Source organism: Microbacterium dextranolyticum, assembly GCF_016907295.1.
Taxonomy (GTDB): Bacteria; Actinomycetota; Actinomycetes; order Actinomycetales; family Microbacteriaceae; genus Microbacterium; species Microbacterium dextranolyticum.
This window is the reverse complement of record NZ_JAFBBR010000001.1, coordinates 1,210,075-1,224,549: the sequence shown is the minus strand read 5'-3', so window position 1 is coordinate 1,224,549 and position 14,475 is coordinate 1,210,075. Positions and strand designations below refer to the sequence as shown.

Below are 14,475 nucleotides of genomic sequence, written 5' to 3'. Positions count from 1 at the left end.
CGCGTCAATTCGTGATGGGCAGCAGGGGGGTCGCGGAGTTCGAGGGCATCACGCGGTAGTGGGTGAGCACCTGCATCATCGCCTTCTTGAAGACGGATCGGTTCGCGGAGGACATCGTGTTCGTCTTCGGCTCGTCGAACAGCGTCAGAACAACGTACTGCGGATCGTCGGCGGGCGCGAAACCCGCGAGCGAGGTCATGTACAGGTTGTCCTTGTAGCCGCCGTGACCGTCGGGCACCTGGGCGGTGCCCGTCTTGACGGCGAGGCGGTAGCCGGGGATCTTGATGTCGTCGGCGAGGGTGCCCTGCGCGTAGACGTTCTCGAGCATCTGCGACACCTGCGACGCGGTGTCGGGCTTGATGACCTGGACCGGCGCCGGCTCGTCGGGCGTCACGACCGTTCCGTCCGCCTTCGTGCAGGACTCGACCAGCCGCGCCGGCATCCGCACACCGCCGTTCGCGATCGTCTGGAAGACGCTCGCGACCTGCACCGGGGTGACCGTGAAGGCCTGGCCGAACGTCGTCGTGTAGTACGTCTGCGGATCCCAGTCGGGCGCGTTGGAGCTGAACCCGGCATCGGGTGCACCCGACCACCCCAGTGCATCGCCGCCGCCCACGCCGAAGCGGGTGAGGTAGTCCTGACGCACCTGCGGCGGAACGAGCGTGCCGAACTGCGACATGGCGACGTTCGACGACTCGACGAGTCCCCCGGTGAGGGTGAGGTTCTGGGTCGGGTGGCTCTCGGAGTCGTTGATCACCGCGCCGTTGGGGAATGTGATGCGATCCGGGGTCTCGACGCTCGAGGTCGGGGTCAGTCCGGCCTGCTCGATGGCGGTCGCCGCTGTGATGGGCTTGAAGGTCGACCCGGGCTCGTACGCGACGCGCAGCAGACGCGATCCACGATCCGCCGGTGCGGACGCACCGGGGTCGTTGGGGTCGACGGTCGGCGTCTCGGCGATCGCCCGGATCTTGCCGGTCTTGGCCTCCATGACGATGATGCCGCCCCAGTTGGCCTGGTAGTGCGCGGTCTCCTCGGCGATGAGCTGCTGGAGGTACCACTGCAGGTCGGTGTCGATCGTCAGCTTCAGCGTGCCGCCGTTCACGGCGGGCTTCTCGACCTCGGTGCCGGGGATGATCACGCCGTCGGCACCGCTCTGATAGGTAATCTTGCCGTCGGTCTTCTCGAGACAGGCGTTCTGCAAGTCCTCGATGCCCTCCAAGGGCGTCCCGTCCGAGCCGACGAATCCCAGGATGTTACCCGCCACGGCACCGTTCGGATACGTGCGCGAGGGATGCGACGGAAAGGTCAGGAACGGCAGCTTCAGGGCGGCGAGGGCCTGATACTCCTGCGTCGAGACGAACTGCTTGATGAGCGCGTAGCGCTTCTTGGGGTCGAGGGCGAGCGCGTCGTCGACGATCTTCTGCACGTCCGCCGCGGACTGGCCGGTGACGGCGCCGATGCGCGCGGCGAGTTCGGGCCACGGCACCTTCAGCGCATTGCCGTCGGCATCGAGCACGGTGTTGCCGTCGGCGTCCGTCCGGTCGATCCCCTGCGCAGCCAGCATGGGGTCGATCTGCACGTCGTAAAGGACGGTGCTGGAGGCCAGGACCGAGCCGTTCGCGTCGACGATCTCGCCGCGCGCCCCGTAGAGGGTCTGAGAGGCGCCGGTGGCGAACTCCTCGGCGTCGTTGACGTGGTCGTTCGCGTTGACGACCTGGATGTCGACGAGTCGGACGACGAACACGCCGAGGACGGCGAGGACCACGGCCAGCGCGACCACGGTGCGCCGCCGAGGGCTGCGGGATACTCGAGTCGTCATGGCTTCAGTGTGTGGTCGGGGCCGGGAGACCGTCGGCGATCGCCGGGGGTGTCGAGGCATTGGTCGCGGGGGTGGCGGCCGCGGCGATGGCCTGGTCGGCGGTGCTCGCGCCCCCGCCGAGACTCGCGGACGGATCGCTCGCGAGCGGATGCCCGGCGATGAGCTCGTTGGCGACGGCGGCGTGGGTCAGAGCGTTGATCGCGCTCGGGCCGGTCGATCCGACCTGCGTGCCGATGATCGCGTGGTCACTCAGCCGCAGGAACGACGGGGCCTGGCCGGTGACCATGCCCAGCGCCGACGCATTGGCGGCCAGGTTCTGGGGCGAGTCGAGACCGGCGAGGGAGTCGGTGAGCGCCTGCTTGTCGTAGTCGAGTGCGCGCTGCTGCTCGGTGAGGGTGGCCAGCTGATACGAGGATTGGGTCGTCAGGATCGACAGGCCCATCTGCGCGGCGCCGATCAGCACCGCACCGGCGACGGCGACGATCCCGTACACGAGACGCGGACGCCGCCGCGGCTGGGGCTGCTCGACGACATGCAGTCGACGTTCGTGCCCCGGTCGCGTTGCCGGCGCGGGCAGGCCCGCCCGCACATCGAGGTCTGCGGGAATGCTCATACCGCCTCCGCCACTCTCTCGGCAGCACGCAGCCGCACGGGTGTCGCACGCGGGTTGCGTGCACGTTCGTCCTCGGATGCCAGTTCCGCGCCCCTGACCAGAAGCCGGAAGCGCGGGGCGTGCTCCGGGAGCTCGACGGGAAGACCCGCCGGTGCGGTCGAGGAGGAGGCGTCGGCGAAGACGCGCTTGACCAGACGGTCCTCCAGCGACTGATAGCTCATGACCACGATGCGTCCGCCCACCCGCAGCAGGTTTAGAGCGGCGGGCACCGCCCGCTCGAGAACCGCGAGCTCGGCGTTCACCTCGATGCGCAGCGCCTGGAACACGCGCTTCGCGGGGTGGCCGCGCCCCTCGCGCTGCACGGCGACCGGGGTCGCGGCGATCAGGATGTCGACGAGCTGACCCGATCGCTCGATCGGGGCCTCGGCACGCGCCGCGATGATCGCGCGGGCGTATCGACCGGCGAGCTTCTCTTCGCCGTAGCGCTCGAAGATGCGGCGCAGGTCTCCTTCGCCGTAGGTCGCGACGATATCGGCCGCCGTCGCGCCGGAGGTCTGGTCCATGCGCATGTCCAGGGGCGCGTCCTGCGCGTAGGCGAAGCCGCGCTCGGCCTCGTCGAGCTGCAGTGACGAGACGCCGAGATCGAAGAGGACGCCGTCGATGCGCGAGACGCCTGCGGAGGCCACGGCCTGTGCGATCCCGTCGTAGACGGTGTGCACCAGGGTGACGCGGTCGCCGAACGGGGCGAGCCTCTCCCCCGCGATGCGCAAGGCGTCGGTGTCGCGGTCGAGGCCGATCAGACGGATGTCCGGGAAGCGCGTCAGAAGTGCTTCGGAGTGCCCGCCCATGCCCTCGGTCGCGTCGACGAGGACCGCACCCGGCCGCGAGAGGGCGGGAGCGAGCAGTTCGACGCAGCGATCGAGCAGAACAGGAGTGTGGATGTCGGCGTGAGTCATGATGCGGCGGAACGGGATCCGGAGCCGAGATCCCCATCCGCCTGACCTGGCACCGGGGAAGTGCGCCAGGGCGTGCGGCTGGGAGTCACGGCCACGGATCAGAACAGTCCCGGGATCACCTCCTGCTCCATGTCGGAGTAGACGTCTTCGTTGCCTTCGGCATAGGTGTTCCATGCCTCGGCATCCCAGATCTCGGCGTGGGCGCCGACACCGGTGACGATCAGTTCGCGGTCGAGGTTCGCGTAAGTGCGCAGATGCGGGGGGATGGTGATCCGGCTCTGACTGTCGGGCTTCTCGTCGCTGGCGCCGGCCAGGAACATGCGTTGGAAGTCGCGCGCCTGCTTGTTCGTCAGGGGCGCCTCGCGGATCTTCTCGTAGACGCGCTCGAACTCCTTGGTGCTGAACACATAGAGGCAGCGCTCCTGCCCGCGGGTCACCACGACGCCGTCACCGAGATCGGTGCGGAATTTCGCGGGAAGGATCACTCGGCCCTTGTCATCGAGCTTGGGGGTGTAGGTGCCCAACAGCATCCACAACCACCCCCTCTCACTCGGCCCCGCCTCCGGTGCGCACCACTTTACTCCACTTCGCTCCACTTCACTGGGGGTTTGCTGCGGAATCCCTCCCCCGAGCTCCCACTCGACTCGGCGACGGCGTGTCAGGGCGCGAGGTTCGCCGAGCGGGCGCCGGGGACACCCCGCCGCGCGGCCGCTCCCGGCGCACGAAAAAGAGCACCGACCCGAAGGTCGGTGCTCTTTTATCGACCGCGCCGGAGCGCGGAGGGAGTCAGATGATCAGCGGTCGCCCTGCCGACGGTCCCACCGGTCGTTCATGCGGTCCATGAAAGAGGACGACGACGATCCGGAGGCCTTGCGCGCCGGTCCCGCACCGGCGGGAGCCGCTGCCCCGTCAGACAGGGAGGACGCGACACCCTTGGCCGGCGTCGCAGCGAGAACGACACCCGCGACCATCACGACGAACGCGATGACGCCGACGACGACGAGGTTGCTGGAAACGCCGGCGATCAGCCCACCGAGGCCGAGAAGGACGAGCACCGTGCCGTACACGATGTTGCGGTAGCTGAGCGTCTGCCCTTCACGCGGGGCGCTCACGACGTCGGCGTCCTTGTTCATGAGATGGCGTTCCATCTCATCGAGCAGGCGCTGCTCCTGTTCTGAGAGCGGCATGCGTCCCCCTGACGGGTATTACTGGCGGGTCTGTGCCCACGATTCTACGCGTGCACTCGCGAACTAGGCTAGGCCCGTGACCTCCCCCTCCGACCCGATCGCGGCAGTTTCCCAGCGTCTGGCAAGCTTCGTGGCAGATGAGACGGCCAGATGGCAGGGCTCGGGCGCAGAGACGGCATCCTTCCTGACCGCTGCGGCGTCGGCGGTGGATGGCGGCAAGCGCCTGCGCGCACGCTTCTGCCTCGCCGGTTGGGAGGCCGTCGCGCACCGGACGGCCCCGTCGGCACAGCCCGGGGCCGACGTCATCGCGGCGGCGGCGGCGCTCGAGGTCTTCCACGCCGCCGCACTGGTGCACGACGATCTGATCGACAACTCCGACACACGCCGCGGCCGACCCGCCGCCCACCGCGGACTCGAAGCCCACCACCGCGGCGCCGGGTGGGCCGGCGATCCGGTGGCATTCGGCCGCTCCGGAGCGATCCTGCTCGGTGATCTTCTCGTCGCGTGGAGCGACGATCTGCTGGAGCAGGGGCTCACGCAGGCCGCGCACGCCGCCGGAGCGCGCGAGGTCTACGCGCTGATGCGGCGCGAGGTCACGGTCGGCCAGTTCCTCGACATCGCCGAGGAAGCCGCATTCGTGACCGCTCCCGCGGCCGACCACGCGGAGCGCGCGTTGCGCGTGGCATCCCTGAAATCCGCCCGCTACTCGGTCCAGCACCCGCTGCTCCTCGGCGCTCGACTTGCCGGAGCGGACGCCTCGCAGACCGCGGCGCTGTCGGAGTTCGGCCATCCGCTGGGGCTGGCCTTCCAGCTGCGCGACGACGTGCTGGGCGTGTTCGGCGACGCCGCGGTGACCGGCAAGCCCTCCGGCGACGACCTGCGCGAGGGGAAACGGACCGTGCTGATCGCCTACGCGCGCGAGCGGATGACCGCGTCGGCCGTCGTCGGGTTCGACGCGCTCCTGGGCGACACCGGGCTCGACGACACGCAGATCGCCGACCTGCAGCAGACGATCATCGACACGGGCGCCCTCGAGCGCGTCGAGCAGCTGATCGCCGGCTACACCCTCGAAGCCGATGCCGCGTTGCAGGATGCCCCGCTCGCAGCGACCACGATCGACACCCTCCGCGCGCTCGCACGCGACGCGACGGCCCGCACGGCGTGATCCCGGCGCGAGCCGGCGCGCCCGTCGGATCAGGCGAGCGTCTGCGCGACGCGCCGCACTTCGCTCTTGCGGCCCCGGAGGAGCGCCTCGATCGGGGCGACGCCGATCGACTCCTCTTCTTCCAGGAGCCAGTCGATGACCTCGTCGGCGGAGAACCCGGCATCCTGCAGCACGTTCACGGTGCCGCGCAGCGACGACAGCGGCGCGCCGTCGACGAGGAAGACGGAGGGGACGGCGAAGACACCGGTGCGCGTCGATCCGATGAGGTGACGCTCATCGATGAGACGGCGGACCCGGCCGAGCGGCTCACCGAGCGCCTCGACCAGATCGGGCATGGCGAGCCAGTCGGTGGCGTACGAAGGGGCGGAGGCATCGGTCACCCCTCCACTATCGCACTGTCCGGCGACGACCGCGCACCCGAGCCGCGGCGTCGCAGGGGTGAGGCGCTCCGCGGTCTCACGGCATCCGCTCCGTAGACTCGTCGCGTGAGCACGAGCCAGCAGACCGACCCGCTGATCGGCCGTCTGGTCGACGGTCGGTACCGCGTGCGTGCTCGCATCGCCCGCGGCGGCATGGCCACCGTCTACGTCGCCACCGACCTGCGACTCGAGCGCCGCGTCGCCCTGAAGGTGATGCACAGCCACCTCTCGGACGACACCGTGTTCCAGGGGCGCTTCATCCAAGAGGCCCGTGCCGCGGCGCGCCTGGCCGATCCCCACGTCGTGAACGTGTTCGACCAGGGGCAGGACGGCGAGATGGCGTATCTCGTCATGGAGTACCTGCCGGGCATCACGCTGCGCGACCTGCTGCGCGAGCAGCGCCGCCTGTCGATCCCGCAGACGATCACGATCATGGATGCCGTGCTCTCAGGCCTCGCCGCCGCGCACCGCGCCGGGATCGTCCATCGCGACGTGAAGCCCGAGAACGTCCTGCTCGCCGAAGACGGCCGCATCAAGATCGGCGACTTCGGCCTGGCCCGTGCGACGAGCGCCAACACGGCGACCGGGCAGATGCTGCTCGGCACGATCGCCTACCTCGCGCCCGAGCTCGTGACGCGCGGCACGGCGGATGCCCGCAGCGACATCTACGCGCTCGGCATCATGCTCTACGAGATGCTCGTCGGCGAGCAGCCTTACAAGGGCGAGCAGCCCATGCAGATCGCCTATCAGCACGCGACCGACTCGGTTCCCCGGCCGTCCGCGAAGAATCCGGGTGTTCCCGAGTCGCTCGACGAGCTCGTCATGTGGGCCACCGAACGCGACCCCGAGGAGCGTCCCGCCGACGCACGGGCGATGCTCGACCGGCTTCGAGAGGTCGAGAAGGAACTCGGGGTCTTCCCGCACGTCGTCCGCGCGCCCGCTCCCGGTATCGTCGCCGTCGACGACGGCATCGATTCGGGCGAGGTCACCAAGGTCATGCCGGGGACGTTCACGGCCCCCATCGTCACCGAGGCCACCGACAATGCCACCCTCTTACGGCGCCGCGCACGCGCGCGCACCCGGCGCGGCTGGTGGCTGATCGTGCTCGTGCTCGTGCTGACCGGTGCGGCCGGCGGCACGGGATGGTGGTTCGGATCGGGACCGGGATCGCTCGTCGCGGTTCCCGACGTGAGCGGCATGTCACTCGACGAAGCGGCAGGCGTCCTCGCCGGGGCCTCGCTCGTGGCATCCCCGGGCGAAGACAACAGCCGCGAGGTGCCGACCGGCCAGACGATCCGCACCGACCCGGCGATCGGCGAGCGGGTCGCCAAAGACAGTCCCGTCACCGTGATCGTCTCGCTCGGTCCGGCGACGCACGAGATCCGCACGCTCTCCGGCGTGGACATCACCCAGGCGACGCGGCTGCTGGGCGACGCGTACATCACACCGTCGGGCGACCCCGTCCGCTACTTCGAGGACGCGGCGTCGGGCACCGTCACCCGAGCGATGATCACACCGCCCGGTGGCGGGGACGCCGTCGACTGCACCGAAGGGTGCAGCGCGCTCGAAGGTGCGACCGTCGCGTTCGAGGTGTCGGCCGGACCGGTTCCCGACGTGTCCGGTCGCAGCCTCGACTCGGCGCGCACCGCACTCTCTGCGGTGGACCTGAACGCGACGACCACCGAGGAATACGACGACGACATCGCCAGCGGCCGTGTCATCCGCATCGCCCCGACCTCCGACGGGGCACGTCTGCAGCCGGGGCAGACCGTGACCCTCGTCGTCTCGAAGGGCCCGGCGCCCATCAAGGTGCCCGACGTCACGGGTCAGACCGTCGCCGCTGCGATGGACGCGCTGCGCAAGGCCGGCTTCGAGCCCGGGACGGCGCTGCCGGAGATCGTCTGGAGCATCTTCACGGTGTCGAGCACGAGCCCCGCAGCCGGCACGATGCAGCTCCCGGGTACGAAGATCACCGTCCGCTCCACCGGCTGAGCCCGCCCCGGCCACTCGCCCCTCCCCGCGAAACCTCGCCTGTGTACGCTTTCTCGGCGTGTTGCGGTACATACGGGAGGTTTCGCGGGGAGCCGGATGCCACTCAAGGCTGCGTCTCGGTCAGCGGAGGGCCTGGCGGATGCGCTGTGCGAGGACGACGCAGCCGTCCTCGAAGGCATCCATGCCGACCTCGATCACCCGATAGCCCGCTTCTTCGAACAGCTGACGCCGGGTCAGATCCTCCAGCCACTGCCGTCGGTCCGTGCGATGGTGGTCACCCTGGTACTCGATCAGCACATGGGCCGCGGCGTACCCCAGGTCGGCATGCCGCAGACCCGCAGCCGTGCGGACGGCCACCTGCACCTCGGGTTCCGGCAGCCCGCGATCGACGAGCGCCACTCTGAGCAGGCTCTCGCGAGGCGACTGCGGCCCGGGCCGCACGCGCTCGAACGCCCACGCGAGCGCCTTCGATCCCCGCTTGCCGCGATGGCCGCGCGTCACCTCGGCGAGCCGGTCGAGGGTGACGAGAGGAGTTCGCGTACTGCCGATCCGGGGGCCGGTGAGCAGGTAGTCCCCCGCCGCCACGAGCCATTCGGGCGACAACGCGCGCCGCGCCCCCGTCCCCGGGTCGGTGCCGACCGACCCGGGGATCGACAGCTGCGCCCAGACATCCGCCGCGTCCGCGACCGGCAGCCCGTCGATCACCGCGACCCCGGGCGACGTCGCACTCTCCCACCCGCGGATGCCGGGGCGCCGTAGCGGTTCCGCACCCACCAGCGTCACGATGTGGAGCGGCTCGCCCGGCATCCATTCACCGGGCGTCGGTATGCCCCACAGGCGCGCCGCGGTCAGATGGCTGAAGAACCGGCGGTCGCCGAGCAGGGGTACCGCAGCGACGCAGGCGCCGTGCAGACCGTCCGCAGAATCGGACGTGTAGACGCCGCGGTGCGGATGGATGACGTCGCTCGCCCGAAGCCGGCGGCGCCCCACCCCGGCGACGGTCGCGTCGGCGAAGGAGAACGCGGCGCCCCTCAGGTGCGCGGGGAGCGGCGGAGGAACACGAGGCATGCGCTGATCATGCTCGCCCCGCCGGGTCCTCGCCGATCGTCCACAACCGCCCGCGAAACCTCGCCTATGTCACGCAAAAGGCCGAAAAGGCGTACATAAGGGAGGTCTCGCGGGGACCCGGATGTCCCGACGTCGGAGACCGGGCGGCGCGGAGGTCAGCGCTTCTCGAGCTCCTCGGCCACCAGGAAGGCCAGCTCGAGCGACTGCTTGTGGTTCAGGCGCGGGTCGCAGAGGCTCTCGTAACGGGTCGCGAGGGTCGCCTCGTCGATGTGCTCCGAGCCGCCCAGGCACTCGGTGACGTCGTCGCCGGTGAGCTCGACATGGATGCCACCCGGGAAGGTGCCCACGGCGCGGTGCGCCTCGAAGAAGCCGCGTACCTCGTCGACCACGTCGTCGAAGCGGCGCGTCTTGTACCCGGTCGGCGTCGTGATGCCGTTGCCGTGCATGGGGTCGGTGACCCACAGCGGCGTCGCGCCGGCATCCTTCACGGCCTGCAGCAGCGGCGGCAGCGCGTCGCGGATCTTTCCGGCGCCCATGCGGGTGATGAACGTGAGGCGACCGGGCTCGCGCTCGGGGTCGAGCTTGTCGATCAGCTCGAGCGCCGTCTCGGGAGACGTCGTCGGACCGAGCTTCACCCCGATGGGGTTCCGGATCTTCGAGAAGTAGTCGACGTGCGCACCGTCGAGCTCACGCGTGCGCTCCCCGATCCACAGGAAGTGCGCCGACGTGTTGTAGGGCGTGTGGGTGCGCGAGTCGATGCGCGTCATCGGGCGCTCGTAGTCCATGAGCAGACCCTCGTGGCCCGTGTAGAACTCGACGCGCTTGAGCTCGTCGAAGTCGGCGCCCGCGGCCTCCATGAACTTGATGGCCCGGTCGATCTCGGTCGCGAGGCGCTCGTACTGCTGGTTGGCGGGGTTCTGCGCGAAGCCCTTGTTCCAGCTGTGCACCTCGCGGAGGTCCGCGAAGCCGCCCTGCGTGAAGGCGCGGATCAGGTTGATGGTCGATGCCGCCGTGTGGTAACCCTTCAGCAGACGCTGCGGGTCGGGCTGACGCGAGGCCTCGGTGAAGTCGTAGCCGTTGACGATGTCGCCGCGGTACGCCGGCAGCGTCACGTCGCCGCGCGTCTCGGTGTCGCTCGAGCGGGGCTTGGCGAACTGGCCCGCCATCCGCCCCATCTTCACGACCGGCATCGACGCGCCGTACGTGAGCACGACCGCCATCTGCAGCACCGTCTTGATGCGGTTGCGGATCTGTTCGGCCGTCGCACCCGCGAACGTCTCCGCACAGTCGCCGCCCTGCAGCAGGAACGCCTGCCCGGCCGCGGCGCGGGCGAGACGGTCGCGCAGGTTGTCGACCTCGCCCGCGAAAACGAGCGGCGGCAGCGACGCGATCTCGTCCGAGACGGCCGCAACGGAGTCGAGGTCGGTCCAGACGGGCTGCTGCTTGATCGGGAGGGAGCGCCAGTGATCCAAGTCGGCGTGCAGGGTGGGCATCGGCTCAGTCTAGTGGTGACGGGGGAACACCCGGCGCCGCAGCGGAGGGGTCATCCGCGCCTCACGCGGGGCGGCGATCCTTGACCGTCGAGGCGTAGACATCCTCGTACTTCTGCTCACCCAGCCGCTGCAGCGCGACCATGATCTCGTCGGTCACCGACCGCAGCACGTAGCGGTCGGACTCCATGCCGTGGAAGCGCGAGAAGTCGAGCGGCTCGCCGATCACCATCCCGACACGTCCGATCCGCGGGATCGTCCGGCCGATCGGCATGACCTCGCCGGTGTCGACCATCACGACCGGCACGACCGGAACGCGCGCCTCGAGCGCCATCCGCGCCAGGCCCGTGCGCCCCCGGTACAGCTTGCCGTCGGGGCTGCGCGTGCCTTCGGGATAGATGCCGAGCAGGTCGCCGCGACCGAGCACCTGCAGTCCTGTGTTGAGAGACGCCTCGGACGCCTTGCCGCCGGTGCGGTCGATGGGGATCTGGCCGGTCGCCTTCATGAACATGCGCGTGGACCAGCCCGACAGACCGGTCCCGGTGAAGTAGTCGCTCTTCGCGAGAAAGCTCATCGGCCGGTCGATCATGAGGGGCAGGAAGATCGAGTCACTGACCGACAGATGGTTCGACGCGAGGATCGCCGCACCGGATGCCGGGACGTTCGCCCGACCCACGATCCATGGTCGGAAGATCGCCTTGACGATCGGTCCGATCACGATGTACTTCATGACCCAGTAGAACACCAGAGGCTCCCGGACTCACACCGTCCGCAGGCCGGCGAGGTCGGCGACGCCGACGAGGCCCGCGTCGTTGCCGAGCTCCGCGATCGCGAACCGCGCCGTCGGCCGGTCGCCGAAGCCCGGCAGCGACGTGTCGTACGCGATGCGGGTGGGCTGCAGCAGCACCTCGCCGAGCTCTGCGACACCGCCGCCGATGACGAACACGTCGGGGTCGAGCACGGCTTGGAACGCGCCGCAGGCCTCGCCGAGAGCCGTTGCGACGCGACGGACGGCCTCGAGAGCACCGGCATCGCCTTCGGCGAGGAGCATCGCGAGATCGCGTCCCGGGACGATGCCGTCGGGCCGGCGATGGGCGGCGAGTCGCTCGCCGATGCCGCCGGCATCGGCGATGTCGCCGAGCTCGCGCTGCAGCGCACGCCCCGAGGCGTACTGCTCGAGGCATCCGCTCTGACCGCATCCGCAGGCGCGCCCGCCGCGGACGAAGCGCATGTGACCGAGTTCGGCCGCACTGCCGTTCGCGCCGATGAGCAGGGTGCCGTCGCCGACGACGGCTCCGCCGACACCGGTGCCGAGGGTGATCATGACCATGTCGGTGGAGCCTCGACCCGCGCCGAAGCGGTACTCGCCCCACCCGGCGGCGTTCGCGTCGTTCTCAAGGGTCACAGGTCGGCCGATCCGCGCCTCGAACTCGGCGCGCAGCGGCTCATCGTGCCAGTCGATGTTGGGGGCGTGGAGCATGATCGAGCGCGTGCGGTCGATGAAGCCGGCCGCGGCGACACCGACGGCGTGGATGTCGTGGCGGGAGGCCAGCTCGAGGACCATCTCGCCGACCGCGGCAGCGAGCGCCGCGGTGTCGGTCGGGGTGGGGACGCGCAGGCGTTCCAGAATGGTCCCGTCCGCGTCGACGACGCCTCCGGCGATCTTCGTCCCACCGATGTCGATGCCGACGTTACGCACGCCACTCCTCCCTGGCCGGCCCGGGTCGGTCCTCGAAGGACGGCGCGGCATCGGAGAGTCTAGTGTGGAGGGGGAAGTCCTACGGGCTCTTGAGCCGGAAAAGGAGAATCGAGCCCTCGTGGGACTGAGTGTCACGAAGAGATAGACTCGATCTCACGCCGTCATTCGACGCCAACCGGTACCGAAGGAGTTGCCGCTCATGAGCGCCGCACAGTTCGACATTCCCGCCATCGTCCCCGCCGACCCGTCCGCGAACATCGCCGATCTGCTGGTCGACCGCGTCCGAGCCACCCCGTCGCTCGCCCTGTTCGCCGTCCCCGACGGCGCCGGCTGGCGCGATATCACCGCCGCCGAGTTCGAACGCGACGTCATCGCCCTGGCGAAGGGGTTCGTCGCCGCCGGCATCGAGCCCGGTGACAAGGTCGCCTTCGTCGCGCGCACCACCTACGAGTGGACCCTCGTCGATTTCGCCCTGTTCTTCGCCGGAGCGGTCATGGTTCCCGTCTACGAGACGAGTTCGGCGTCGCAGATCGGGTGGATCCTCTCCGACTCGGGCGCGATCGCCGTCATCGCCGAGTCGGAGGAGCACGCCGCGCGGGTCGAGGAGATCCGCTCGGAGGTCCCCCTCGTCCGCGATGTCTGGACCATGGCATCCGGCGCGCTGGACTCGCTGCGCGCGCAGGGCACGGGCGTCACGGACGCCGAGATCGAGCGCCGCCGCTCGCTCGCCGTCGGATCCGACATCGCGACCCTGATCTACACCTCGGGATCGACGGGCCGCCCCAAGGGCTGTGTGCTCACCCACAGCAACTTCGTGGAGCTCGCCCGCAACTCGGCGCGTGCGCTCGAAGAGGTCGTCAACACGCCGGGCGCGTCCACGCTGCTGTTCATCACCACAGCGCACGTCTTCGCCCGCTTCATCTCGATCCTCGACGTGCATGCGGGCGTGAAGACCGGGCATCAGCCCGACACCAAGCAGCTGCTGCCCGCGCTCGGCTCGTTCCAGCCGACGTTCCTGCTCGCGGTCCCGCGCGTGTTCGAGAAGGTCTACAACTCCGCCGAGCAGAAGGCCGAGGCCGGGGGCAAGGGCAAGATCTTCCGCGCGGCCGCACGCACCGCGATCGAGCACTCCACACTGCTCCAGGAGGGCGCGCGGGTGCCGCTCGGCACGAGAATCAAGTTCGCCCTGTTCGACCGGCTGGTCTACAGCAAGCTGCGCGCCGCCATGGGCGGACGCGTCACCTATGCCGTGTCGGGCTCGGCGCCGCTGGGCCCACGACTGGGCCATTTCTTCCACAGCCTCGGTGTGACGATCCTCGAAGGCTACGGCCTCACCGAGACGACCGCCCCGGCCACGGTGAACCAGGCTTCGAAGGCGAAGATCGGCACGGTCGGGCCGGTGCTTCCGGGCGTCGGCGTCCGTCTCGCCGACGACGGCGAGATCGAGGTCCGCGGCATCAACGTGTTCAAGGAGTACTGGCGCAACCCCGAGGCGACCGCCGCCGCCTTCGACGGCGAGTGGTTCCGCACGGGGGACATCGGATCGTTCGACGACGAGGGGTTCCTCACCATCACGGGCCGCAAGAAAGAGATCATCGTGACGGCGGGCGGCAAGAACGTCGCCCCCGCCGCGCTCGAAGACCCCATCCGCGCCAATCCGATCGTCGGTCAGGTGGTCGTGGTCGGCGATCAGCGCCCGTTCATCTCGGCCCTCATCACTCTCGACCCCGAGATGTTGCCCGCCTGGCTCGCGAACAACTCGCTGCCCGGCGACATGTCGTTGGCGGATGCCGCGAGAAACCCCGCGGTGCGCGCCGAAGTCCAGCGCGCCGTCGACATCGCGAACAAGGGGGTCTCGCGCGCCGAGTCCATCCGCAAGTTCACCATCCTCGACACCGAATGGACGGAGGCGAGCGGGCACCTCACCCCGAAGATGAGCATCAAGCGGGGCGTCATCCTCGACGACTTCGCCGATGCCATCGAGGAGATCTACACGGTGCCGGTCAACACCACGAACGTCTCACTGGGCTGACGCGGTCTCGTTCCGGGAACGGCCGCGCCCCGGCG

At 69.6% G+C, this 14,475-nt stretch carries 13 protein-coding genes; 3 read left to right on the top strand and 10 right to left on the bottom strand.

Annotation, left to right across the window (positions count from 1 at the left end):
• Positions 1–4: 4 nt before the first annotated feature.
• The 5 genes from JOE64_RS05520 to JOE64_RS05500 all read right to left on the bottom strand — a co-directional run bounded on the left by JOE64_RS05520 (position 5) and on the right by JOE64_RS05500 (position 4,575).
• Positions 5–1,819, bottom strand: a complete 1,815-nt coding sequence (locus JOE64_RS05520; protein ID WP_204963324.1) for a peptidoglycan D,D-transpeptidase FtsI family protein — start codon at positions 1,817–1,819, stop codon at positions 5–7.
• Between the two features lie 4 nt (positions 1,820–1,823).
• A complete protein-coding gene (ftsL, locus tag JOE64_RS05515) occupies positions 1,824–2,432 on the bottom strand; it encodes a cell division protein FtsL (protein ID WP_204963323.1) in 609 nt (202 codons plus the stop codon).
• On the bottom strand, positions 2,429–3,388 hold the full coding sequence (gene rsmH, locus JOE64_RS05510) for a 16S rRNA (cytosine(1402)-N(4))-methyltransferase RsmH (RefSeq protein WP_204963322.1): 960 nt from the start codon (positions 3,386–3,388) through the stop codon (positions 2,429–2,431). Before rsmH ends, ftsL begins: the two co-directional genes overlap by 4 nt.
• Before the next feature lie 98 nt (positions 3,389–3,486).
• Positions 3,487–3,918 carry a division/cell wall cluster transcriptional repressor MraZ gene (gene mraZ / locus JOE64_RS05505; RefSeq protein ID WP_204963321.1) on the bottom strand — a complete coding sequence of 144 codons (432 nt, stop codon included), beginning with the start codon at positions 3,916–3,918 and terminating at the stop codon, positions 3,487–3,489.
• A gap of 264 nt (positions 3,919–4,182) precedes the next feature.
• Positions 4,183–4,575 carry an SCO2097 family morphological protein gene (locus JOE64_RS05500; RefSeq protein ID WP_204963320.1) on the bottom strand — a complete coding sequence of 131 codons (393 nt, stop codon included), beginning with the start codon at positions 4,573–4,575 and terminating at the stop codon, positions 4,183–4,185.
• 76 nt (positions 4,576–4,651) lie between these two features.
• Between JOE64_RS05500 and JOE64_RS05495 the strand changes: the two genes are divergently transcribed.
• A complete protein-coding gene (locus JOE64_RS05495; protein ID WP_204963319.1) occupies positions 4,652–5,740 on the top strand; it encodes a polyprenyl synthetase family protein in 1,089 nt (362 codons plus the stop codon).
• 29 nt (positions 5,741–5,769) lie between these two features.
• Here JOE64_RS05495 and JOE64_RS05490 read toward each other — a convergent pair whose 3' ends face one another.
• Positions 5,770–6,120, bottom strand: a complete 351-nt coding sequence (locus JOE64_RS05490; RefSeq protein ID WP_344674131.1) for an Rv2175c family DNA-binding protein — start codon at positions 6,118–6,120, stop codon at positions 5,770–5,772.
• A gap of 105 nt (positions 6,121–6,225) precedes the next feature.
• Here JOE64_RS05490 and pknB point away from each other — a divergent pair, with 105 nt between their 5' ends.
• Positions 6,226–8,151 carry a Stk1 family PASTA domain-containing Ser/Thr kinase gene (gene pknB / locus JOE64_RS05485; RefSeq protein WP_204963318.1) on the top strand — a complete coding sequence of 642 codons (1,926 nt, stop codon included), beginning with the start codon at positions 6,226–6,228 and terminating at the stop codon, positions 8,149–8,151.
• A gap of 120 nt (positions 8,152–8,271) precedes the next feature.
• Here pknB and JOE64_RS05480 read toward each other — a convergent pair whose 3' ends face one another.
• The 4 genes from JOE64_RS05480 to JOE64_RS05465 all read right to left on the bottom strand — a co-directional run bounded on the left by JOE64_RS05480 (position 8,272) and on the right by JOE64_RS05465 (position 12,408).
• Entirely contained in the window at positions 8,272–9,219 is a 948-nt protein-coding gene (locus JOE64_RS05480) for a putative endonuclease domain-containing protein (protein WP_204963317.1), read from the bottom strand.
• A 155-nt stretch (positions 9,220–9,374) separates the two neighbouring features.
• Positions 9,375–10,712: a class II 3-deoxy-7-phosphoheptulonate synthase gene (locus tag JOE64_RS05475; RefSeq protein WP_204963316.1), complete on the bottom strand. Its 1,338-nt coding sequence runs from the start codon at positions 10,710–10,712 to the stop codon at positions 9,375–9,377.
• 61 nt (positions 10,713–10,773) lie between these two features.
• Positions 10,774–11,454 carry a lysophospholipid acyltransferase family protein gene (locus JOE64_RS05470; RefSeq protein WP_204963315.1) on the bottom strand — a complete coding sequence of 227 codons (681 nt, stop codon included), beginning with the start codon at positions 11,452–11,454 and terminating at the stop codon, positions 10,774–10,776.
• 15 nt (positions 11,455–11,469) lie between these two features.
• Positions 11,470–12,408 (bottom strand): ROK family glucokinase, encoded by a 939-nt coding sequence (locus JOE64_RS05465; protein ID WP_204963314.1) that lies wholly within the window; start codon positions 12,406–12,408, stop codon positions 11,470–11,472.
• 199 nt (positions 12,409–12,607) lie between these two features.
• On the opposite strand from JOE64_RS05465, the gene JOE64_RS05460 reads away from it, so the two are divergent.
• A complete protein-coding gene (locus tag JOE64_RS05460) occupies positions 12,608–14,440 on the top strand; it encodes an AMP-dependent synthetase/ligase (protein ID WP_204963313.1) in 1,833 nt (610 codons plus the stop codon).
• The last annotated feature ends 35 nt before the right edge of the window (positions 14,441–14,475 follow it).

Coding starts and splice junctions, on each gene's coding strand:
- JOE64_RS05460 (WP_204963313.1), top strand. CDS start 12,608: ATGAGCGCCGCACAGTTCGACATTCCCGCCATCGTCCCCGCCGACCCG.
- rsmH (WP_204963322.1), bottom strand. CDS start 3,388: ATGACTCACGCCGACATCCACACTCCTGTTCTGCTCGATCGCTGCGTC.
- ftsL (WP_204963323.1), bottom strand. CDS start 2,432: ATGAGCATTCCCGCAGACCTCGATGTGCGGGCGGGCCTGCCCGCGCCG.
- JOE64_RS05520 (WP_204963324.1), bottom strand. CDS start 1,819: ATGACGACTCGAGTATCCCGCAGCCCTCGGCGGCGCACCGTGGTCGCG.
- JOE64_RS05500 (WP_204963320.1), bottom strand. CDS start 4,575: ATGCCGCTCTCAGAACAGGAGCAGCGCCTGCTCGATGAGATGGAACGC.
- JOE64_RS05480 (WP_204963317.1), bottom strand. CDS start 9,219: ATGCCTCGTGTTCCTCCGCCGCTCCCCGCGCACCTGAGGGGCGCCGCG.
- mraZ (WP_204963321.1), bottom strand. CDS start 3,918: ATGCTGTTGGGCACCTACACCCCCAAGCTCGATGACAAGGGCCGAGTG.
- JOE64_RS05475 (WP_204963316.1), bottom strand. CDS start 10,712: ATGCCCACCCTGCACGCCGACTTGGATCACTGGCGCTCCCTCCCGATC.